At 58.8% G+C, this 21,511-nt stretch carries 18 protein-coding genes; 11 read left to right on the top strand and 7 right to left on the bottom strand.

What is annotated here, in order from left to right; translation table 11 throughout:
* Positions 1 to 132 precede the first annotated feature (132 nt).
* Positions 133 to 1,422 (top strand): hypothetical protein, encoded by a 1,290-nt coding sequence (locus DU29_RS0101410; protein WP_028620082.1) that lies wholly within the window; start codon positions 133 to 135, stop codon positions 1,420 to 1,422.
* Positions 1,423 to 1,429: 7 nt separating this feature from the next.
* Here DU29_RS0101410 and DU29_RS0101405 read toward each other — a convergent pair whose 3' ends face one another.
* A complete protein-coding gene (locus DU29_RS0101405; protein WP_028620081.1) occupies positions 1,430 to 1,681 on the bottom strand; it encodes a hypothetical protein in 252 nt (83 codons plus the stop codon).
* Positions 1,682 to 1,845: 164 nt separating this feature from the next.
* Here DU29_RS0101405 and DU29_RS0101400 point away from each other — a divergent pair, with 164 nt between their 5' ends.
* The gene (locus DU29_RS0101400) at positions 1,846 to 2,163 is read left to right on the top strand and encodes a DUF883 family protein (RefSeq protein WP_028620080.1); all 318 of its coding nucleotides are present in this window, start codon (positions 1,846 to 1,848) and stop codon (positions 2,161 to 2,163) included.
* Between the two features lie 67 nt (positions 2,164 to 2,230).
* Here the strand turns inward: DU29_RS0101400 and DU29_RS0101395 are convergent, their stop codons facing one another.
* On the bottom strand, positions 2,231 to 3,271 hold the full coding sequence (locus tag DU29_RS0101395; RefSeq protein WP_028620079.1) for an Ldh family oxidoreductase: 1,041 nt from the start codon (positions 3,269 to 3,271) through the stop codon (positions 2,231 to 2,233).
* A gap of 231 nt (positions 3,272 to 3,502) precedes the next feature.
* On the opposite strand from DU29_RS0101395, the gene DU29_RS0101390 reads away from it, so the two are divergent.
* Together DU29_RS0101390 and DU29_RS0101385 are read left to right on the top strand one after the other, a co-directional pair.
* Entirely contained in the window at positions 3,503 to 8,314 is a 4,812-nt protein-coding gene (locus tag DU29_RS0101390; RefSeq protein ID WP_028620078.1) for a dermonecrotic toxin domain-containing protein, read from the top strand.
* A 96-nt stretch (positions 8,315 to 8,410) separates the two neighbouring features.
* Positions 8,411 to 9,412: a FecR family protein gene (locus tag DU29_RS0101385; protein WP_028620077.1), complete on the top strand. Its 1,002-nt coding sequence runs from the start codon at positions 8,411 to 8,413 to the stop codon at positions 9,410 to 9,412.
* Between the two features lie 47 nt (positions 9,413 to 9,459).
* Here the strand turns inward: DU29_RS0101385 and pvdQ are convergent, their stop codons facing one another.
* Positions 9,460 to 11,802 (bottom strand): bifunctional acylase PvdQ, encoded by a 2,343-nt coding sequence (gene pvdQ, locus DU29_RS0101380; protein ID WP_028620076.1) that lies wholly within the window; start codon positions 11,800 to 11,802, stop codon positions 9,460 to 9,462.
* A 249-nt stretch (positions 11,803 to 12,051) separates the two neighbouring features.
* Between pvdQ and DU29_RS0101375 the strand changes: the two genes are divergently transcribed.
* Positions 12,052 to 12,423, top strand: a complete 372-nt coding sequence (locus tag DU29_RS0101375; protein ID WP_028620075.1) for a fe2+ zn2+ uptake regulation protein — start codon at positions 12,052 to 12,054, stop codon at positions 12,421 to 12,423.
* A 19-nt stretch (positions 12,424 to 12,442) separates the two neighbouring features.
* On the opposite strand, the gene DU29_RS0101370 is transcribed toward DU29_RS0101375, so the two are convergent.
* A complete protein-coding gene (locus DU29_RS0101370) occupies positions 12,443 to 12,631 on the bottom strand; it encodes a hypothetical protein (RefSeq protein WP_028620074.1) in 189 nt (62 codons plus the stop codon).
* A 177-nt stretch (positions 12,632 to 12,808) separates the two neighbouring features.
* A complete protein-coding gene (locus tag DU29_RS0101365; protein WP_028620073.1) occupies positions 12,809 to 13,342 on the bottom strand; it encodes a hypothetical protein in 534 nt (177 codons plus the stop codon).
* A 364-nt stretch (positions 13,343 to 13,706) separates the two neighbouring features.
* On the opposite strand from DU29_RS0101365, the gene DU29_RS0101360 reads away from it, so the two are divergent.
* From DU29_RS0101360 to DU29_RS01000000129335, 6 genes are all read left to right on the top strand, one after another.
* On the top strand, positions 13,707 to 15,698 hold the full coding sequence (locus DU29_RS0101360; RefSeq protein WP_028620072.1) for a methyl-accepting chemotaxis protein: 1,992 nt from the start codon (positions 13,707 to 13,709) through the stop codon (positions 15,696 to 15,698).
* A gap of 234 nt (positions 15,699 to 15,932) precedes the next feature.
* Positions 15,933 to 16,379: a DUF411 domain-containing protein gene (locus tag DU29_RS0101355; RefSeq protein ID WP_028620071.1), complete on the top strand. Its 447-nt coding sequence runs from the start codon at positions 15,933 to 15,935 to the stop codon at positions 16,377 to 16,379.
* Positions 16,379 to 16,813 carry a YqaA family protein gene (locus DU29_RS0101350; protein ID WP_028620070.1) on the top strand — a complete coding sequence of 145 codons (435 nt, stop codon included), beginning with the start codon at positions 16,379 to 16,381 and terminating at the stop codon, positions 16,811 to 16,813. Before DU29_RS0101355 ends, DU29_RS0101350 begins: the two co-directional genes overlap by 1 nt.
* 85 nt (positions 16,814 to 16,898) lie before the next feature.
* Positions 16,899 to 17,921 (top strand): alpha/beta fold hydrolase, encoded by a 1,023-nt coding sequence (locus DU29_RS0101345; RefSeq protein ID WP_028620069.1) that lies wholly within the window; start codon positions 16,899 to 16,901, stop codon positions 17,919 to 17,921.
* A gap of 18 nt (positions 17,922 to 17,939) precedes the next feature.
* Positions 17,940 to 18,893, top strand: coding sequence for a D-2-hydroxyacid dehydrogenase family protein (locus DU29_RS0101340; RefSeq protein WP_028620068.1), 954 nt, complete (start codon positions 17,940 to 17,942; stop codon positions 18,891 to 18,893).
* Positions 18,894 to 19,057: 164 nt separating this feature from the next.
* Entirely contained in the window at positions 19,058 to 19,261 is a 204-nt protein-coding gene (locus DU29_RS01000000129335; RefSeq protein WP_236645560.1) for a hypothetical protein, read from the top strand.
* A 176-nt stretch (positions 19,262 to 19,437) separates the two neighbouring features.
* Here DU29_RS01000000129335 and DU29_RS0101330 read toward each other — a convergent pair whose 3' ends face one another.
* Positions 19,438 to 20,739, bottom strand: coding sequence for an ATP-binding protein (locus DU29_RS0101330; protein WP_028620067.1), 1,302 nt, complete (start codon positions 20,737 to 20,739; stop codon positions 19,438 to 19,440).
* Between the two features lie 4 nt (positions 20,740 to 20,743).
* Positions 20,744 to 21,445 (bottom strand): response regulator transcription factor, encoded by a 702-nt coding sequence (locus DU29_RS0101325; RefSeq protein WP_028620066.1) that lies wholly within the window; start codon positions 21,443 to 21,445, stop codon positions 20,744 to 20,746.
* Positions 21,446 to 21,511: the final 66 nt, after the last annotated feature.

The following is a 21,511-nucleotide window of genomic DNA, read 5'->3' as shown; positions in this document are numbered from 1 at the left end:
AAAGCCACTGTTCTGGCACACAACGACCCTCAATCTGTAGTTGTGTACCAACGTGTTCAGCGGTTGAATACCTCTCCTATATAAGTCGCCTTCCAATCCCTGGACCAGGACGACTCGCAAGGAGAAGCGTGCATGTCCGTCCAGAACGATCCCGCACTCACTCCAGAGCTATCTGACGCTGGAACACTCGACAAGACTTTCGCTGCCGCCGGCAAAACCCATGTGTACTTCCCCGGTAGCGTTTCCAGCATGGCCAACGGCGTTGCCATTGATGGCAGTGGCCGATTGTTGGTGGCGGCGAAGGTCGGTACTCCGGGCGGCAGCCGTTTTGGTCTGGCGCGATTACTCCAGGACGGATCGGCCGATTTGACGTTCGCTCATCAGGGCAGCGTGGTCGGGCAGTTTCAACACGGCTTTGAGGCCATGGCCGGGCAAGTTCGTGTCCTGCCCAGCGGCCATATCCTGGTGGCCGGCCTGCATTACGAAAATGCCCATCGCACACTGCCTGCGCTCGCACTGTTTGATCAAAACGGCAAACCGGTGCAAGCGTTTGGCGACAACGGCAGCTGTGTCGTGCGTCTACCGGGCAACCTTTCCCTGGGGGTACGCGATACATGGTTGCCACCTGGCATCCCCGGTGCCGAGGCGTGCGCCATTGGCGTGCAGGACGACGGTCGAATCGTGCTGGTGGCCAATCATCATTTCGAGCTGGCGGACCAGGCGGCGATGCTGATTCGGCTGAATAGTGACGGGTCGCTGGACAAGTCCTTCAACGGCCGTGGCTTTGTGATGGTCCGGCATTTGCTGATGAACTCCAGGCTCGGCAGCTTGCTAGTACAGGCCGATGGACGAATTCTGGTCGGCGGATCGATGAATTTCCCTGAAGAAGGCCTGCTGGCGCGCTATCTCCCCGACGGTCGGCTGGACGAGTGTTTCGCGGTTGACGGGTTTATGAGTTTCACCGCAAGGGGGCGCAGTGTTCAGGTCAGCCAGCTTGTCCAACTGACCGACGCAGACGTGCTGTGTTTTGGCAGCAGCCGCGACCCGATGCATTGCATGGCGTTGAAAATTCACAGCAACGGTCGTCCGGACCAGCATTGCAACGGCGGCCTGGCGCAATTGCTGGAAATCGGCCAGTACGGTTGCCAATGGACCGCCGCGCAAGCGCAGGCGGATGGCAGCGTGGTGTGCGCTGGCGCTACGATTGGCGGTGTCGAAGCTGATTTTATTCTGGCCCGCTATCGGCCGGATGGTCAGCTGGATGAGTGTTTTGGCAACGGCGCTGGCTGGGTACGCACGCGTCTGGGGCGCAGCCTGGATACCGCCACATCGTTGGCGGTACAGCAAGATGGCAATATCGTTGTCGGCGGCTATTCACTGGACGGCAACTACCGGGCGGTCGTCGCACGCTACTTGGGATAACCCTGAATTACTTGGCGGCCATCAGCCGATTGACTTCACTGCGCACCATGTTCGCGAACTCCGGAGGCGACATGCCATCCAGCTCCGAACGGACCCACTCGGCCCATTTACCCTTGCGCTTGGCGCGCTCACCAAACAAACGTGCGGCCTCGCCTTTGGCTTTGCCCAGATTGCTTTGCCACAAATCGAACAGACGGGACTTTTCATCTTCGAGCGCCGCACGCTCGGCATGGGGTTTGTCGGCCAGATTGAAGCTCATGGGATTTTCCTGCTGCGTAAATAGGCGACATCTTACACCGTAGGGCGAAAAGTCCGGCGCTGGATTTTTTCCAGGGTCAGCCGAATGCGTTCAACCTGTGCAACTTTTCAGGCGCTGGGGGACTCCATTGTTCACTGCTCATTTAACTGCAAGGAGTAACCTCAATGGCTCGGAAAACTGCCGGACAATCCGCCGAAGAACAGATCAAGGATCAGGCTTTCAGCGAACTTCATTCGCTGATCGAAGAGTCAGAAAAGCTGCTCAGGAGCAGCGCTTCGCTGGTCGGCGAAGAAGCGGAAACACTGCGCGGCCAGATCGCCCAGAAGTTGCAGCAGGCACGGGACTCGGTCGGCAACGTGCGCGACCGTACAATGCCAGCGGTTCAGGCGACAGAAACCTACATCGGTGGCCATCCTTGGCAAACCGTAGCGATCTCCGCCGGTTTTGGTCTGGTCGTTGGTCTGCTACTGGGTCGTCGTTAAGCGCCAATGACTGAGTAACGCCCGGCGGGAATCAATCACCCGCCGGTCTGCAACACGCTACCTACGTTCAAAGCCCCGCCAATCCCCGCAAATGCTCCAGCGTTTCATTGTCCAGTCTGATGCCCTCCTCCGCGGATCTCGCCCGCTGAGAATGACGCCGATCACCCGGCAAGCGCTTCAATCCCACCCCATGCATCTGCCGCACCAGCTCTTGGCTGCGTTCTGCGAAGCTTTGCCCCGCTGCCTTGCTCGGATCAATCACGATCAGTAGCTGCCCGGTCCATGGCGTTCTGGCGCCCGGGTGATTCGACCAGTCAAACTCGAACGAAAAATTGCCGCCCGTCAGCGCCGCTGCCAACAGCTCCACCATCATCGACAGCGCTGAGCCCTTGTGCCCGCCGAACGGCAACAATGCGCCGCCCTCAAGAATCGCTTTCGGGTCCTGAGTCGGCTGGCCCAGGCTGTTGACGCCCATGCCTTGCGGCAAACGCTCACCTTTACGTGCAGCGATCTGCACGTCGCCATGGGCAATCGCGCTGGTCGCCAGGTCGAACACAATCGGCTCGCCATCGGCACGCGGGGCGGCGAAGGCGATCGGATTGGTGCCAAATAACGGCCGGTCAGCCCCATGCGGCACCACGCAGGTCATGCTGTTGACCACGCTCAGCGCCACCAGCCCTTCATAGGCAAATGGCTCGACATCTGGCCACAGCGCGGCGAAGTGATGGGAGTTACGAATCGCCAGCACCGCGATTCCGGCACTGCGCGCTTTTTCTACCAATAACGAACGAGCGGCTGCGAGGGCCGGCTGGGCGAAACCATTGCCGGCATCAACGCGGACAAACCCCGATGCCACATCTTCGACCACCGGCACGGCCTGACCATCCACCCAGCCGCTCTTCAGGGTCGACACATAGCCGGGGATGCGAAACACGCCGTGACTGTGGGCGCCATCCCGTTCAGCACCGGCGCAGTTGAGCGCGAGGGTGCGGGCGACATCGGCAGAGGTGCCGTGGCGCAGAAAAATCTGCTCGAGCAATACAACGAGCGCGTCGAATTCAAGCGAATGCACGGGTGCACTGACGGCTACTTCGGGCGTTGCGGTCATCTGAAGCTCCAGTTTTGTTATTGAGTACGGGCGACAGGCTCAGGCGAAGGATGCAGGGCATTCCACAACCAGGACCGATTAAGTGCTGTTTCACCAGCGTGCTGTCAAGTCTCGGCAGCGCAGTGGCGCCCAGCAATATGTACCGCACTCATACATTGGCCTGCCCCTAACCTGCTTCCTCGATTCAACGCCTTGCGATCAGCGTCGGTCGCAACCCCCGAGGAAACACCCATGACAATATCCCCACTGCCGTATTTTTTTGACGAGGCAACCACCGCCTCCAGGTCCAAACAACCACGCGATCGTGAAAAGGCCCTCAACTTCAGTATCGAAGACCTCAAGTGGCTGCAGAACGTGTATCTGGCCACGCAGGCAGCGCGCGTAGCCCATAAAGAGCCAATGCTTGCGAACCGGCTCCTGTTAACGGGCACCGGCATCGCAAGTACACCACTGGCAGGCGCGTTTGCGTTGAGCCGGTCCAACGGCAAAGAAGTGATGCTCTACACGCCTTGGAAGGGCTTGATCAAATTCGCAGACATGGACGATCTGAAAAGCAAACTGAAGGAGTGGCTTGCGCTGGACGACGGCAAGCGCGAGTTGTTGCGCTTTCTGTCCATCGAGCAGCGCAGCGTCTGGGCGGATACCGCGGTCGCGGACATTTCTACCGAAGAGATTGACGGTGCGGTGTTCGAGGACCAGGAAGCACTCCTTGAACTGAATCAGCAACACAACCTGCAGTTGATGAGCACCGAGCTGCTCAAAACACCGACCCTGCAATCGATGCTCGACGAATCCCTGAAGAATGCGCTGCGTAAACCGTTCCCTGCGCTAGACCAGCGCCTGACCCGCTTAACCACTTACCTCAAGACCATTTCTGCATTTGATGGCAGTGACTACCTTCACACGCATTCTTCGCTCTCGCTGAGCGATGCACTGATGTATTTCTACTTGCACAATCAGTGGCCTGCGGGCAGTTCCAGAGTTTTCAGTAACCCGCGCCACAGCGTGAGCACCGACGCCGACAATCAGGCGTGGGAATCCGCCGTCAAAGAGATTGCGCAAAGTTTCACACCGCATCTGCAAAGCCTGATCGAGACATTCTGGAATTCACCGATGGGTACCGGTAAATCCCGTCTGGCATTTTTTGGCGACGCAATCCGAGACACCTATTACACAAAAATCCTGTTGCAGCGCCAGTCGGGCGTTCTCAAGGCTGACGAGTATGTGCGACTACGAACTGTCGGCGAGGCTGCCGATGCGGATGCGCTCCTCAGCATCGAAAAAGTGCGAGTGACGGCGCCCCTCAAACATTACGCAGAGCTTGCCTCAACGTTGACGATTGGCAGAGAAAATACACTCGGTTTTCTTTACACCCAGTCCAGGGGACTCGAAGCGACTGACGACCTGGCCGCTGCCAAATCCGTCGTATTGGACATGTTGAAGAGCGAAGGTCATGAGGACACGTTGCTCAACTTCATGTCGCTGGAAGAGCGCGGCACCTTTCTCGCGTTGCCGGCGAATGAGCGCGAGATCAAAGGTGTGCCCATCAACGGCGCAGTGTTTGAACAACTGATGAGCAGCATCCTCGGCAAGCAGCAGGACAACCTGTCCTACGCACTCAACCGGTTCCGGGAAAGTGAAGGCGCGCTCGACCCTGGCGCCCTGTGTGACAGTGCGCTGGACGTTCGCGGCCTGATAGATGACCGGCTCCTGACCACCGAAACTGGCGGGCGCTGGAGCATCCGCGTCGACCAGCGCTGGAGCTCGCGTCCAGCCACCGTGCGTGCCGAGTCGGCCAAGGAGCAGCTGACCGTGCTGACCACTTTCGAGCAGGCACTGGAAAAACGTCTGGAAGAACGCCCCGCCATCACGCCGACCACCAAGACGGTGGCCGAGGCCGAGCTTTTGATCAATTCATCGCTACCGGGCCTGCAGGCGGACGTCACGCACGTGATGACGGCGGCTTTGCGCAGTGAACTCAAATTGCGCGCCATCGACCGCTCACTGGACGCCCCGGAACAGGCAATTATCAAAACGCTGCTGGACAGCCCCGTCCGTTCGCAGCGCGCGGCATTGAACGGCTTTTTCCCCGACGTGTATGCGCTGACGCTCAAGCCAGAGCCCGCGGCCGACTCACTCCAGCTTGCGAGCTGTTTTGTCGTCACCGAACGGGGCGGCCTGGACGCCAGACATTCAGGCAAAGCGATACTGTGGACTCCAGCGCAGGGTTTTGAAACTTTTCCGAGCGTGCGACCTTTGCTGGACGAGCTGAATCGTCGCCTCAAGGACGAAGACCTTCGCACCTTCCTGCTGGAGAACCTCGGACGCAGCGAGCGACTGTCTGCCAAGACGTACGCCTTGGCACCGTTGCAGCGGATCGATGAGCATTTTGTTGAATACCTGCTAAAACCCAACGTCCAGCTGGACAAGGCGAGTGTCACCGCTGCGCTGGCCACCGAACTGTCCGCGAAGACAAAAACCAACCTGCTGAACCTGGTCGCACTTCGCCAACCACAAACGGGGCTGCACCGCGCCAGCAGTATTGCCGATTACCTGGCAACGCCGGAGAAACTCCCGGCATGGCTAGCCAGAGCGTCCGTTGAAGATCAGGTACTGCACGCGGAACTGGCCCAGCAATACCTCGATAACGTCAGCAGTGACCAGGATTTCCTCAGCGGGATGGACACGCTGGCACGCACGACGCATCGGGAACTACGCAAACAACTCAAGGCTGACACTTTCGATCTTGACCCGGACAAGGTGCAAATCAATCCGCGCCTGATGTCTGCCGCCAGCGAGCAAACCCTGACGCAGTTCGCCCTCACTCATTTGCACGATCTGGAACAGGCGCGGTTCACCGTCAAGTCGCTGGACGCCAGCACAATTCCGCCCGGGCTGACCGAGAGTTACATCAAAACCCTGATTAAAAAGCTGAAGGCCGGTGAACATCTGCAGAAAGCGTTAACCGCCGCGTTCGCCGACACAGACACCGGCGCCACCGATCGCAAAAAGCGCTTTGCCGCGCAGTTACCCTGGCAGCTCATGCTGCACGCCCACGCGGAAAAATTGCAGGAGCGCTTGAGCCCGGCGGGTTTCGACCTCATCTGCCAGATCATGGACATGCCCGACGCCACGGCACGCAAGGCTGTGGAAGGCACGAACGCAATCATCCGCCCGCTGGAACTCATCGGCATCAAAACCGGGGCCACGATCAAGGTGCCAGGCATGTGGCTGATTGGCCCCGAACAATCGGCCTCGGGACGCCAGATCCTCATCGCGCCGCACAGCCCGACGCACAGCGTGAAAGAATACGAAGACGAAAATCAGCTACTGACCGAGCTGAAAAACGAAGGGCCATTGCAGGATTGGACGCTAAACAGTTTGCCCCCCGCCGACCGCACGTTGTGCAAGGCGCACTGGGCTGCGCAGGCGAAAAAAATCTCTGCGACCCTTGCCTCTACCCCGATCAAAGGCGGACTGTTCAAACAATTACTCGACGATAACGTTGCCTTGCTCGGTCGACTGCTCGGCTGCCAAGGCGATACCGACTCCCGGGAAGAGTGGGCAGCGATCAAACAGGTCTTTGGTGAAGACATCGACGTCGCCAGCACCTTTGTCATGGGCAAACTCGCCTTCCCCATCACGGTCTGGCGCAGCTTTCGCAATATCAAACAGTCCGCTGAAGATTTGCAGACGCACAAGTGGGGCGCAGCCTTCAAGGAGTTCATCGGTGCCATCGCACAGTTAGTGATGTTGCGCAGATCGGTGGAAGGCCCGGCGGACAGTGTCTCGACTGCCGACGTAGCGGCGCCCGAGGCAGCCACACCCGCGCCTTGGCGAGACGTTGACCTTACCGCTCCCGATCGCACGCACCTGCAGAAACTGGCGAGAAATGACATTGATCTGAGCGCTCTGGCGCACGACGTCGCCGAGGGTCTGTACACCGACAACACCACGAAAACGACTTACGCGCCGATTGCCGGAAAAGTCTTTCCTGTGCAAAAAAAAGGAAAGCAATGGCGCATAACCGGAGGCAAAGCCCGCGGGCCCAAGGTCTTGCAAAACCTGAAAAAAAACTGGGTGTTCAGCAGGTCGGCTTCGCCAGCCCGCTACAGCCTTCTGAAACGCCTGGATACCGCTGCCGCGGTCTACGGGGACATGAACGTTGAAGCCCGGGGTATGGAGAGTATTCGTCTGCTGTATCCGATCAAGGCGCGTCAGATCAATGAAGCACTGGACCAGGCGACGCGCTACGCCTGGAACAGTCTGCGCAACTTGCAGTTGCTCAAGACTACGGACGACAAGATCACGCCAGTGCATCAATTGATCATGGATTTCCTGGATGTGAAAGACATCGATAATCTCTTTGTGGTCAAGCTCGAGAAAACCATCGGTGACATCTTTTCCGCTCTGCTGGAGCCCACGCTCAGAAACGCGAAATCCAAACGTTTCGTAGTCGGCCGGCTGTTGGAAGATGGCGAGCACACCTTCGCCTTCACGGTGCCGACCGATGAGAAAAACAAGATTTATCTGGCCGAAAAATTCTTTAGACCCCAATACGATTACTACCGCCGCTATTTGTCTGACACCTCCTTCCCGATCAAATCGCATGCCCGAGCTGTGACGCTGATCCATGAGCTTTCGCACCTGGTCGGCGGTACGGAAGATATCTGTTACGTCGAATCCTCCAGGCCATTCCCCGATCTTATTGATGAATCCACCGCGATAGGTAAAGAACTCAAGACGTTGCTGGTCGATACGCAGAAAAATGCACTGTCGCGCCATACGCCCTACACGCAATTATTCATGTACCAGCATCCCGATACGGGCGATTGGGAAGACTTGGGCGATACCTACCCTGAACAAACCTTTCTGGCGAAGAACATAATCCTGAAGTTGACCGGCGCAGAAAACCTCGCCGGCGCAAGGGAGAAGTTCAAGAAAGATCCGCTGATCAGGCTCTCGGTGCAGCTTGCCAATGCTGACAGCGTCGCCTGGCTGATCTCACATCTGGGTCGCGAATTGCACGTCAGCACGCCATGACAGGAAAATAACCTGGTGTTTGATAGGCAATTGCCATGACGGTTGTTCTCCAAGCATTCGTCTCAGGGTTAGAATGCGGGAAATCAGGATGAGTCAATGACCGACACACTTCCCTCGCAAGCCCAACATGACGCCATCACCGATGCCGCAGCGCATTGGTGCATGCGTCTGCACGCCGGCGACTGCACTGCGCAGGAACGGCAGGCATTCGAGCACTGGTTTAATGCCGATCCGCAGCATGCGATCGAGTACGAGGCCATGCTTGAAATCTGGAATGTTGCGGGGGATTTGCCAGGCCTGGCCCAGGTTGCACCCGCCGCTCGCAGCAAACCGGCCACACCCTGGCGCACCTTGGGCATCGCCGCCGCCGTATGCGCGGTGGCGTTGCCATTGGCGGCCTTTACCGGATGGAATTTTGGGCTGCTGCCCAATTCCTGGCAGCGTTTCGAAGCAACCAATGCGGTGCGTCAGGTCACCCTGAGCGATGGCACTCAGGTCGAGCTGAACCTTGGCACGCAGCTGACGTTCAGCAATTACAAGGATCAGCGCCGGCTGACCCTGGAGAAAGGCGAAGCGTTCTTCAGTGTCAGCCACGACGCCACTCACCCGTTTATCGTCAAGGCTGCAGATGGCCGGATTCGGGTGACTGGCACTAAATTTAATGTATGGATGTACGAAGACCAGGTTCGCGTGAACCTGATTGAAGGTTCGGTGCTGGTCAGCAGCAACGATGACCTGCCGGGCGATGGTCTGCGTCTGAGCCCGTCAATGCAGGCGCGCTATAAACGAGGCGACTACACGCCTCGCATCAGCCAGACAAACGTCGGCGACAACTCCCTTGCCTGGCGTCACGGCAAGCTGGTGCTCGACAATCTGGCGCTGTCCGAAGCCTTGCCGTTGATCAATCGTTATCTGGGCAAACCGGTGATGCTCGCCGACAGCGGTACCGGTGCGATTCGTCTCGGCGGCATCTACAACATCAAGGAGCTGGACAGCCTGTTGGGCTCCCTGCCCAAGGTCCTGCCGGTGTACGTGACTCGAAACAAGCACGGCAATCCGGTGCTTAATTCCATTCCGCAGCAACCGCCAAAAAGCTGAAGGCCGCGACCCTTACGGGTGCGGCCTTCTTTTTTGCCTCAAACTTTTTACTGTCTGGCCACCTTCCCGGTCTTTTCTTCCTGCTCTCGAATCGTCAGCACTTGGTACTGAGGGTCTGCGGTGATTTGCTGCTCGGTGAATGGCAACACGCTCAGCTGTTTTTTCGAGAAGGCCAGCGTTTGATCACTGGCGTGTTTCGAGGCCGGGTCGCTGGACAACGACATCGCCAGCAGCCCGCGCGCCTGCGGACCTTTGTCATCGAAGGTCACTAATTGCAGATAGCTGGTGCCACTGACAACTTCGCGCTTGCCGTCAGACCTCGGCACGCTCTGGATGGCGTTATACACCCCCAGCGTGCCCGGCCCGCCGTGTATCGGTGTCTGCTGTTTGCCACTGCTGACCACCTGTATATCGCCCCATTGCGTCGCCGCATCGACTCCCGCTCTGTTGAGCATTTCCACAGAGCCCAGCATTGCATCGCGGATTGCCTTGGCCGCCTCTGGTCGGTCTATTGCCAGGCCACGCGGTGTGTGCTGCGGATCTTTCGGATCGAACGCGACTTGCCACACATCAGGTAATTCCTCTAATGCGTGCATGACATTCTGGAAATGCAGCAGACCCAGACCGCTGTCCAGATTCGCACCGCGGTCCCATGATTTGAGGCTGGCACACACCGGCGCCAGGGTTGGCGCATCAGCGTCGAGACGCGCGCACAAGGTGAGCAAGTCGGGCATCACCAGCGCCGCCTGATAGACCTGATCGTCCATCACCATGCTTTCCAGATCCTTCGTTGAGACCTTGCCGGCCTTGTTCAACGTCGCCAGACGGTCAAGCGCAAACCTCGAACGCAACCCCAGTGGCTGACCCTCCTGGCTGATCAAAGGCGAAAAACCCGTCAGCGGTTGCGACGGGTTGGCCATCCACGCCGAATCGTTGGAATGCTGAACAAAATCCCGACGGTTCAGTTGCGGCAATTTATCGGCCGCGTAGATACCGGTTTGGGCTGCTGCGGGGTCGTTGTCCCAAGCGCAGCCGCTGTTGGAACCGTCGAGCACGATCATGCTCAGCCCCGCGCGCGGATCACTGCAGCTGGCCAGTTTGGCGGCACTGACGTTGGGCACCACCGACAGGTTCATGTACAGCGTCTGACCTTGATCGTCGGTAGCCAGTGTGTTGACCCACGGGATGCCCTGAATCTTGTGAACCGAGGCTTGCAACTCGGCAAGGCTGGCGGCGCGGTTCATCGCGTACCACTGCTGCAGCACACGGTCGTTGTCCAGATTGGCGTCGCGCAGACTGTACGCAAACTGCTTGTCCCAATCGAGTTTCCCGGGCCACTGCACCACCGGACCGAACGGCGAACTGTAGATCACTCGGGAAACCGCTTTGACCTGGCCATCCGCCTGGTTCACCTTGATCGTCACGGTCTGCTGCGTCATGGGCGTGGACTTGCCATCGAGCATGAAACGGGTCGGATCCTTGGGATCGAGTTGCAGACGGTACAAGGTGAAATGCTTGGACGAATCGACGGTGTGGGTCCAGGCCAGGTGTTGGTTGAAACCGATATTGATCATCGGCAAACCGGGCAACGCAGCGCCCATCACATCCAGCTTGCCCGGAATGGTCAGGTGCATTTGATAGAACCGCATGCCGCCGACCCACGGAAAATGCGGATTAGCCAGCAGCATGCCGCGACCGTTGAACGAGCGCTCACTGCCCACCGCGACCGCGTTGCTGCCACGCTCCAGGGCAAAGCGTTGCAGACGCGAATCGGCGACCTGAAACGCCGCCGCATCACGAAGCGACGCAGTGGCCGCGTTGGGTGGCGTGGCACCGGCGAGCGCTTCGGCGAACTGCCCGACTCCGCCTTCGACCAGCAGACGACGGGTCAGCTTGACCATGTCGAGCGCGGTGATATCGCGGACCCATTCGCCCTGGCATTGTTGCGGCAAACCTTGAGCCCGGCGTTCTGACAATGCTCGGTTGTAACCGGCTGCGTAGCCGCCAATCAGGTCGCGAACCTCGGCCGTCTGCGCTTTCCAGAAAGCATCGACCGCTTCAGGCGTGTTCAGCCAGGTGAAAAACAGGTCACTGACTTGATTGGGGCGCTCCTCGACCGTCAGCTGATCAGGCCCGAAATACCGCGAGCGTTCACCATTGACCGTGGTGATTTCGTTGGCCAGCAAACACAGATTGTCCTGCGCGTAGGCATAGCCAATCCCGTAACCGAGGCCACGTTCGTTCTCGGCGCGTATATGCGGCACACCGAACGTAGTGCGCCGGATGTCCACCGTCACTTGCTCCGGCTGGCTGCGTGCACTGGCCGCAAGACTCAAGCCCAGCATGACACCTGCAAGGCTCAGCCTCGTTAATTGCCTGGAAATAATCACGCTCGCTCCTGATCGAAAATCTAAGGTCACACCCTGCGCGTCGACACGCAATGAGCCTTATTCAGAAACGATTGTGGCAATAAAAATTTACCGCGCAGAAGCGCATTTTTGCGGGGCTTTGAGGCGTTGCGACGCGATGGAGACAAATTTTCTACATCCGGGTCTTCATGATTTGGCTTTCTCGTACGTCTTATTGAGTAAGAGCACCCATCACATTTTCCGGTTCAGGCTCTGAGAAGGAGTTTTTGCATGTACAACTCGCAACTGCCAACGGACGGTAGCAAGGCGCCAGTGGGAACATCCATGGGCTCAAACCTGTTCAATCACACCACCGAGCGTCGCGGCAACGAGCGGATTCGCGTGCTGCTCAAGAGCTTCGGCCTGCGTACCAGCCTAATCCGCCTCAAGGTCATCGACGCCCTGCTCACTGCGGCCGACGGCGAACGCAGCCTGGGCGTGCGCGGTGTGCACAGTCACCTGCTGGACCTCGACATTCCGCTGTCGTTTCTCAGTGTGCGCGAGGTTTTGAAACGCTTGTGCAGCGAAGGGGTGATCACGTTGAACGCGGATAAAAGCTACAGCCTGCACCCGCAAGCTGCCGCTGTGCTGCACGGCGAATAATCGCGCGTGAAGGCGTCGTTCAGGGTTTGACCTTGCGGCGCATCACGCCATTGATCACCACCACGATCACCGCCACGCCAATGGCAATGTACTGAAACAGCTTCTCGCTGATCACGCCGGTGTTCTGCAGATACGACAAGCCAAACATGATTCCCAGTACCACCAGGGAAATCAGAATCGAGTACTTCAAACGTTGCGACTGGGTCATTGCCATTTCCTGAAGCTGGGGTTTGCGGTGTGTAGTCAGTTGCCGGCCGGGCCTCGCCGGATTTCACCGACGGGCCTGCGGATCGGCGCTCATGTTAGCGCCGATGAAGCGATTTGGCTTCCCTGCCGCGTTATCGCCGCTCAATTCCTGACGTCACACCGGATCAACACCCCGGCTTCACGCTCTGGCCGAAAGGTTCTGGTCGGTAGGGACCGAGGTGCCGTTGCCCTTGCCGTAGTTGGCCAGGTTCTGCAGTACGTAGATGGCCTTCTTGTATTCAGGGATCAAGTAGTTGGCATACTTGTTACCTTTCAAGTTATTGTTCTGAATGGTGTCCAGTTGCGTGGCAAAGTATTCAAGCGCATTAAACGGCGCTTCAGAATCTTTCGGCACGCCGAAGCGGTCGAACTTGTCACCGGCATTACTCAATGTCACAGCTGTTACATCGCCAATCAGACCTTGCGCTTTAAGGAAGGCAGTCAGGTTGCCAAGTGACCTGGCCGAAACGTTTTCCGGGTTAAAGCCTTTTATTTGCTTGTGAATCTTCAGCTTGTCCATCTTCGCGATATCGAGCGCGTTGGGGTCGTTGCCGACCAGGGCCAGCATTTGCTTGACTTTGAAGCTGTGGGAAACGGGCTTGGCGCTGCTGCCGGTAGATTTCACGAGCAATCCGGCTTTGGAGGTCCAGGCGCCGGTATATCCAATCGTCATGGCCTAATTCCTTGTAAGGCAATCATTGAATTGTATGAAATAAGAAGACAGGCGCAGAAGTATCGGGACAAGTATTAACCCACGCCATTAAAATTTCAGGCGCTTACAGTTTTCGTACATTTGCTGCATGCTTTTGAAGTAAATGGACTACAGACTTTTCTTCTAATTGATTTCATTCAACGCATAGCTTTGGACGTTTTGGATAGTTAAGCAATCGACGAAAGCATCAGCATCTGCTTCACCGCCCGTCACTGACCGCTCAACTTGCACGCTTGTACCTCAAGCTGGGCGCTGCCGGGCCGATAGCCAAGTGACTTGCACGATCCCGTCAAACAAGACTGCTGCACCAAAAGGACCCGACTTCATGCCCGCATTCCGAACCATTCAGGCTCGCTACACGCTGTTTCTGGTCCTTTTCATGCTGTTACTGTCCGTGTTGACCGTAGTGGGCATCAGCCAACTGGTCGCGCCCAAGCTGCGCCAGACCGAAGAGCAAGTAGCGCTTAACCGAATCGCCGAGGTCGCCGAGCAGATTCAAGGCGAACTGAACAAAGTTCAGGCCCAGCAACGCAGCATTACCCAAACCATCCCATTGCTCGACAGCGCCGCTATCGACACGGTGCTGCCAGGCCTGGTTGATCAGTACGGCGAGTTGAAAGTTTTCGGCGGCGGCATTTGGCCGTTGCCGGGGCAGCGTGAAGCCGGGCGCAACAAGTTCAGCACCTTCTGGCACCGCGATGGCTCCGGCAAGCTGGCGGTGAATACGTTCTGGAACAGCGACGCCGCTCCCAATTACTACGACCAGACCTGGTACAAGGGCGGCATGCAAACCCCGCGCGGCCAATGTGCCTGGGCAGCGGCATACAAGGATGACGCGAGTGCCGAACCGCGCACCAACTGCGCCATGGCAATTACAAAGAACGGCAGCGCCTGGGGCGTATCGACAATCGATGTGACCCTCGGTTTTTTCAACGAACTGGTGGCGCGCAAGGAAAAAGACCTCGGCGCCGAAATGCTGATCGTCGAAGCCGACGGCAAGATAATCAGCAACAGCTCGCGCATCAGCGGGCCGATCGTGTTGAAGAACATCAATGAACTGGCCGGAACCTCACCGTTCGCCAATCAGGTGAAAGCGGGCTTGCAAGGCCGGGATCAGGCCCAGCGGGCCGAGTTCGATAACAACGGCGAAGCCAGCACCTTCTTCATGCGCCCCATCGAGGGCTCGCCGTGGTTCCTTGCCACTGCCGTGCCGACGCGTTTGATCACTGCTCAGCGTGATGATGTGCTCAACACTCTGAGCATGTTGCAAATCCCGATGGTGATTCTGCTGCTGCTGTTGCAGGTTTACGCCATCCGTAAGCTGATCCAGCGCATGAAAGCCCTCAAGGCCAACATCGACGCCTTGTCCGCTGGCGACGCGGACTTGACCAAACGCATTACCATTCGTGCTGAAGATGAACTCGGCGCCATCGGTCACTCGATCAATGCATTCATCGCCTACTTGCAGAGCATGATCGGTGAAGTCACCCAGGCCACCGGGGCCATGGCATCCGGCCTGGACAACCTGCAGCGCTCATCCGCCCACACCAGTCAGATTCTGATCCGCCACGCCTCGGAAACTGATCAGACCGTTACTGCGATTACGGAGATGAGTTCGACCGCCGAAAGTGTTGCGCAGAATGCTGCCGAAACCGCAGCGTTCACACAGCGCGCCAACGAAAACGCCGATCGCTCGCGGGTGGTGGTTGGTGAAGCGTCCAGCAGCGTAGTGGCGTTGATCGATGAAGTGGCGAGCGCGACGCGCAAAGTCGAAAGCATGCAGCAGGACGCTCAGCGCATCACCGAGATTCTCGGTGTGATCGGCGCAATCGCCGGTCAGACCAACCTGCTGGCGCTCAACGCGGCCATCGAAGCGGCGCGAGCCGGTGAACAAGGTCGTGGTTTTGCAGTGGTCGCCGATGAAGTTCGTGCACTGGCCGCCCGCACCCAGGCGAGCACCTCGGAAATCAATGAAATGCTGGCGCGCCTGACCCAAGGTGTCAGCTCATCTGTCAGCGCCATGGAAAACACTCAGGTCAGTTGCCAATCCGCCGCCGACGCGACTTCGAGGGTAAACACCGGACTGGACGAAATGGCGGGTTCCGTCAGCCATATCAACAGCCTCAGCACACAGATCGCGACCGCCGCCGAACAGCAAAGCGCCGTGACCGAAGAGATCAACCGCAGCATGGTGCAGATCCGCCACATGGTGGATGAACTGGTGAAAAGCGGTGAGGCGAGTGAACTCAATACCCGGCAATTGCTGGACGCCAATAGCCGCGTGAGTGCGATCATGGGGCGCTTTAAAGTCCGTTGAGTGAACCTGCAACCCTGTAGCAGCTGCCGAAGGCTGCGTCCGATCGCGTGCGATCGCGTGCGATCGTGCGATCGTGCGATCGTGCGATCGCATGATCGCGTCTAAAGCCGGACGCAGCCTTCGGCAGCTGCTACAGGATTCGCTGTACCTCACACTCTGAAACACTCTCTTGGCTCATGGTTGGCTAAAATGTTCAGAATGCATTTTTGCCCGCACACCGAGACGAGATCCCCCATGCGAAATCACCTGCGTCTGGCTGCCCTGAGCGCCCTGTTTGTTTCCTCCCTCGCCCAGGCCGCCGACCTCATCCCGATTGAAGTCCACCGCGACGCCAACTGCGGTTGCTGCAAAAAATGGATCAGTCACCTGGAAGCCAACGGCTTCAAGGTCGCCGATCACGTCGAAAGCAACATGAGCGAATTCAAGAAACAGCACGGCGTGCCTCCCCGTCTGGGCTCCTGTCACACCGGTTTGATCAACGGTAAATTTGTCGAAGGCCACGTGCCGGCCGAGCAGGTCCTGGCGCTGGGCAAACGCGACGATCTGCTGGGCGTTGCCGCGCCCGGCATGCCGATGGGCTCGCCGGGCATGGAAATGGACGGCATGAGCGACGCCTACCAGGTGATCGGTCTGAAAAAAGACGGCACTGATGTGGTCGTGGCGGACTACCCTGCCCATTGATCTTCGGTGCCTACATCGGGCTGTTCTTCGCGGCATTCGGCGCGGCGACGCTGTTGCCTCTGCAGTCCGAAGCGTTGCTGGTGGGACTGTTGCTCAGCGACCAATACTGGCTGTGGTTGCTGTTGACGGTAGCGACGCTGGGCAATGTCCTCGGCTCGCTGGTCAACTGGTGGCTCGGCCGGCGTGTCGAGCGTTTCCGCGAGCGGCGATGGTTTCCGGTCAGCCCCGCCAACCTCGACAGGGCCCGCGTTCAGTATCAGCGCTACGGTCACTGGTCGTTGCTGCTCAGCTGGCTGCCCATCATCGGCGATCCATTGACCCTGATCGCCGGGGTGATGCGCGAGCCGCTTGGCCGCTTCCTGCTGATCGTTACCGTTGCCAAAGGCGCCCGCTACGGCGTGCTGACGCTCATCACGATGGGCTGGTTGGGATGAACGATCTGCCCGCTCGATTGCCTGTGTTTAATGTCGCCCTAATCATGCCGATCCACGATCGGCGGATTTCCTACGGAGTTTTTCTATGCCCTTGACACTTTCCCGTTGGTTGCCCGGTCTGCTCCTGACCGCCGCCCTGCCCGCCCTGGCAGCTGAAGGTCCGGAATACGGACCGGAGCTGCAAGGTTTCGAGTATCCGTACACGGTCAAGCATTTCGCCTTCGAATCGCAAGGCCAATCCCTGCAGATGGGCTACATGGACGTCGCCGCCAACGGCAAGGCGAACGGGCGCAGCGTCGTGTTGATGCACGGCAAGAATTTTTGCGGTGCCACCTGGGACACCTCGATCAAGGCCCTGAGCGACGCCGGTTACCGCGTCATCGCGCCGGACCAGATCGGTTTCTGCACCTCGAGCAAACCGGCGCATTATCAGTACAGTTTCCAGCAACTGGCGACCAACACCCAGCAACTGCTCAAGGCCCTCGGTATCCAGAAAGCGAGCCTGCTCGGGCACTCCACCGGCGGCATGCTCGCCACCCGCTATGCGCTGCAATACCCCGATCAGGTCGAACAACTGGCCATGGTCAACCCCATTGGCCTGGAAGACTGGAAAGCCCTCGGCGTACCGTATCGCACCGTGGATCAGTGGTATGAACGCGAACTGAAAGTTACCGCTCAAGGCATTCGCGACTATGAGCGCAATACCTATTACGACGGCCGCTGGAAACCCGAATTCGATCGCTGGGTGGACATGCTCGCCGGTCTGAGCAAAGGCCCCGGCAAAACGCAGGTCGCCTGGAACTCGGCGCTGATCTACGACATGATCTTCACTCAACCGGTGTACTACGAGTTCAAGGACCTGAAAGTCCCGACGCTGTTGCTGATCGGCACGTCCGACACCACCGCCATCGGCAAGGACATTGCGCCGCCGGAAGTGAAGGCGAAAATCGGCCATTACGGGGTGCTCGGCAAGCAAGTGGCCAAGCTGATTCCGCAATCGACTCTGGTCGAATTCCCCGGCATGGGCCACGCGCCGCAGATGGAAGAACCGGCGAAATTCCACGCCGCCCTGCTCGACTGGCTGAACAAGACCAATCCGGTAAATTGAGTTGATGAGGCCAGGCCCATGACGGTGCAGATTGCTGTGATTGATGATTGGCAGAATGTAGCGCGGGACGTCGTAGACTGGTCGGCGTTAAGCGACGTCGGCGAGGTGCATTTCCTCCACGAATACCCTGCCGACAACGCCACCTTCGTCGGGCGTTTGCGCGAGTTTGAAGTGATCTGCGTGATGCGCGAGCGCACGCGGTTCGATGAAGACCTGCTGCGTCAATTGCCAAAGCTGAAATTGCTGGTCACCGGCGGTATGCGTAACGCGGCGCTCGACCTGCAGGCCGCTGCTGCCCTGGGTATTCAGGTCAGCGGCACCGACAGCTACAAACACGCCGCGCCGGAGCTGACCTGGGCGCTGATCATGGCCGCCACACGCAACCTCGTTGCCGAAGCCAACGCCCTGTGCGCGGGTGAATGGCAACAAGGCCTGGGCGGCGACCTGCATGGCAAGACACTGGCGATTCTCGGTCTGGGCAGCATCGGCCAGCGCGTGGCGCAGTTCGGTCAGGTGTTCGGCATGCGCGTGATCGCCTGGAGCGAGAACCTCACCGCTGAGCGGGCTGCCGCCGCCGGCGTGACTTATGTCAGCAAGCAGGAGCTGTTTGAACAGGCCGACGTACTGTCGGTGCATCTGGTGCTCAGCGAGCGCAGCCGGGGGTTGGTCGATGCGCAGGCGTTGGCCTGGATGAAACCTGCAGCGCTGCTGGTCAACACCGCGCGCGGGCCGATTGTCGATGAAGCAGCGTTGATCAAGGCGTTGCAGAAGAAGCAACTGGCCGGCGCGGCGCTCGACGTGTTCGAGCAGGAGCCCTTGCCGGCTCAACACCCTTTCAGAACGCTGGAGAATGTGCTGGCCACGCCGCATGTCGGATATGTCAGCCGGCAGAATTATCAGCAGTTCTATTCGCAGATGATTGAGGATATCCAGGCTTGGGCGGCCGGGGCGCCTGTGCGGCTGTTAGGCTGACAAGGCCTCAACGAATGGCCGCCGCCTCCGATTCGACCGGACTGTTCACATCCGTTCGACCTTCCTGACCATGGCGATGTCCCAACAGTGATCACCCCGAATTGTGCATCAGCGCAGTCGGGGCATGATTCGACTGTAATGCAACACTGCGTGGAGCATCCGTCATGAACATTCGTTTCGCTATATTCGGCACGCCACTTCTGCTGGCCGTCGCACTTTCAAGCTCTATGGCGCTCGCTACCAGCGACAAACAGAAAGAAGAGCCGGAAAAAGCCAATTGCCCCAAAGGCCAGGTCTGGGACAGTAAATCCCAGCGCTGCCTGATGCAAAACAGCAGTCTGGTCTCGCACCTGTCTCGCACGATATAGATCCCACCACTGCCACCGCCACCGCCCCCGTAGCAGCTGCCGAGCACCGCGAGGCTGCGTCAGGGGTTGCGTGGTTACCAACCGGCCCAGAAACCGCAGCGCGGCCGACGCAGCCTCGCGGTGCTCGGCAGCTGCTACGGGGATTTGCGTCGGGCGGAGGTCGGTATTCAGAAACGTCAGGCGGGGGAGGGAAGCCACAGACGGAAGCGTGCGCCCCCCAAGGGAGACGGTTCGACGGTCAGTGTTCCGTTTTGCGCTTCGAGGGCGCGGCGGCTGATGGCGAGGCCCAGGCCGAATCCGCCCGTGGCGCGATCACGGCTGCGATCCAGCCGATAAAACGGCTCGAAGATGCGCTCACGCTCATCCTCCGGTATGCCGATCCCGTCGTCATCGACCCAGATCTCGCACCCCTTCCCGCTGACTTGCACGCTGATCTGGATGCGAGTTTCGCAATAGCGCATCGCGTTGCGCAGCAGGTTCTGGATCGCCCGCGCCGTCAGACGTGGGTCGAGGCTGAAGCGCGCAAGCTGACCGTTCAGCAACACATCGATCACGATGTCCGGCGAACTCAGCTCCTCGTCAACGCTGCCAAGAATGCTGTCGACAAATTCGTCCAGCGAAACCTCGACCTGTTCAGGAACCCACGCCGGATTTTGCAAACGGCTGTACGACAGCAATTCGAGCACCAGCTCGTCGAGTTCGCGGATATGCGCCACCAGCCCCTGCAGACGTTCGCGACTTGTGGCCGGCAAATCGTCCGACAGTGCCAGAGCCAAGCCGAAATCCAGACGGGTCAGCGGTGTGCGCAGTTCGTGGGAAACCGCATTCAGCAGGTCGCGCTGCTGGTTGAGCAGGTGTTCGATGTCGCTGGCCATGGTGTCGAACACATGCGCCAGACTGCCAATGTTGGAATGCGCAGGGATCTGCGTTCGCTCGCTTAAGTGACCCTTGCCGAAGCGCTCTGCAGTGCCTTTGAGCTTTTCCAGATCACGCCAGTGCGGGCGCAACCACAGCAACAGACAGGCGAGCAACGTGGCGCCGATCAGCACGTTGATGCTCCAGTACAACAGGTCCACATCCATCGGGTCCGGTGGAACCACCATTTGCACCACGGTCTGCTCGTTCAAGGGCGTGACTGCCAGCGTCCGCCAGCCCCAGTCTCCGATTCGCACCACATTTTCGCCGCGGCGCAAACGCTGCTGTTCCACCGGGGTGAATTGCTCGTCGTCAGTACCTGCCAGAACGATGTGCAGGGGCTGAAATTCTTTGTCCATTTGCGCTGCCAGCGCCGGCCACTGCGCCTGCGGCACCGCGTGGAACTGCTTGACGATGAGCGTTTGCAGCCCTCGCGAATAGTCGAGGTTGTAGGTAACAAAACGCTCATGGAAGAGTTTGATCACCACCTCGGGCACCAGGTAAATCGCGGCGCTATAGGAAACGATCGTCACCAGGTACAGGCGAAACAGCAGTCTGAACATGGGCTCAGCATTCCCATTCAGAGCGGCTGAACAAATACCCTTTGCCCCACACCGTTTTGATCTTGCGCGCTTCGCCGGCGTGGTCGTCGAACTTGCGCCGCAGCTTGGAAATCGCCACGTCCACCGAGCGGTCGGTGCCGTTGAATTCAATGCCGCGCAGGCGTTGCAGAATCTGGTCGCGGCTGAGCACCTCACCCGCGTGCCGGGCCAACACCACCAGCAAGTTGTATTCGCCACTCGACAGTTCGACCGGTTGCTGGCGCCAGGTCACGGTGCGCTCGGACAGGTCGATGCACAGGTTGCCCATCAGAATGCGGTCGTTGGCGCTCTGCGGTTCGCTGAGGCTGCTGCGACGCAGCAAAGTGCGCACCCTGGCCAGCAAAACCCGCGGTTCACAAGGTTTGCTGACGTAATCATCGGCGCCCATTTCCAGACCCAGCACCTGATCGTGGCTATCGTCACGGGCGGTGAGCATCAGGATTGGCAGCGCTGCCGAATCGGCGCGCAGCAAGCGGCACACTTGCAGACCGTCCAGCCCCGGCAGCATCAGGTCGAGGATCACCAGATCCGGAGGATTGGCCCGCGCTCGCTCGCGCACCTGATCGCCACGGCTGATCACGCTGACGCTATAGCCGTTGCGCTCCAGATAACTGGCGATCAGTTCTGAGAGTGCGGAGTCGTCTTCGACCAGGAGGATGTTGGGCATGGGGTGTTTCCAGAAGGTGCGGTGGCGTATGTGCCACCGCTTTCGCGGCAAGCCCGCTCCCACATG

Source organism: Pseudomonas sp. Ant30-3, assembly GCF_000690905.1.
Lineage (GTDB): Bacteria > Pseudomonadota > Gammaproteobacteria > Pseudomonadales > Pseudomonadaceae > Aquipseudomonas.
Note: the sequence above shows the minus strand (reverse complement) of the source record. Positions and strands in the feature narration are given on the sequence as shown.

Coding starts and splice junctions, on each gene's coding strand:
- DU29_RS0101410 (WP_028620082.1), top strand. CDS start 133: ATGTCCGTCCAGAACGATCCCGCACTCACTCCAGAGCTATCTGACGCT.
- DU29_RS0101405 (WP_028620081.1), bottom strand. CDS start 1,681: ATGAGCTTCAATCTGGCCGACAAACCCCATGCCGAGCGTGCGGCGCTC.
- DU29_RS0101400 (WP_028620080.1), top strand. CDS start 1,846: ATGGCTCGGAAAACTGCCGGACAATCCGCCGAAGAACAGATCAAGGAT.
- DU29_RS0101395 (WP_028620079.1), bottom strand. CDS start 3,271: ATGACCGCAACGCCCGAAGTAGCCGTCAGTGCACCCGTGCATTCGCTT.
- DU29_RS0101390 (WP_028620078.1), top strand. CDS start 3,503: ATGACAATATCCCCACTGCCGTATTTTTTTGACGAGGCAACCACCGCC.
- DU29_RS0101385 (WP_028620077.1), top strand. CDS start 8,411: ATGACCGACACACTTCCCTCGCAAGCCCAACATGACGCCATCACCGAT.
- DU29_RS0101375 (WP_028620075.1), top strand. CDS start 12,052: ATGTACAACTCGCAACTGCCAACGGACGGTAGCAAGGCGCCAGTGGGA.
- DU29_RS0101370 (WP_028620074.1), bottom strand. CDS start 12,631: ATGACCCAGTCGCAACGTTTGAAGTACTCGATTCTGATTTCCCTGGTG.
- DU29_RS0101365 (WP_028620073.1), bottom strand. CDS start 13,342: ATGACGATTGGATATACCGGCGCCTGGACCTCCAAAGCCGGATTGCTC.
- DU29_RS0101360 (WP_028620072.1), top strand. CDS start 13,707: ATGCCCGCATTCCGAACCATTCAGGCTCGCTACACGCTGTTTCTGGTC.
- DU29_RS0101355 (WP_028620071.1), top strand. CDS start 15,933: ATGCGAAATCACCTGCGTCTGGCTGCCCTGAGCGCCCTGTTTGTTTCC.
- DU29_RS0101345 (WP_028620069.1), top strand. CDS start 16,899: ATGCCCTTGACACTTTCCCGTTGGTTGCCCGGTCTGCTCCTGACCGCC.
- DU29_RS0101340 (WP_028620068.1), top strand. CDS start 17,940: ATGACGGTGCAGATTGCTGTGATTGATGATTGGCAGAATGTAGCGCGG.
- DU29_RS01000000129335 (WP_236645560.1), top strand. CDS start 19,058: ATGAACATTCGTTTCGCTATATTCGGCACGCCACTTCTGCTGGCCGTC.
- DU29_RS0101330 (WP_028620067.1), bottom strand. CDS start 20,739: ATGTTCAGACTGCTGTTTCGCCTGTACCTGGTGACGATCGTTTCCTAT.
- DU29_RS0101325 (WP_028620066.1), bottom strand. CDS start 21,445: ATGCCCAACATCCTCCTGGTCGAAGACGACTCCGCACTCTCAGAACTG.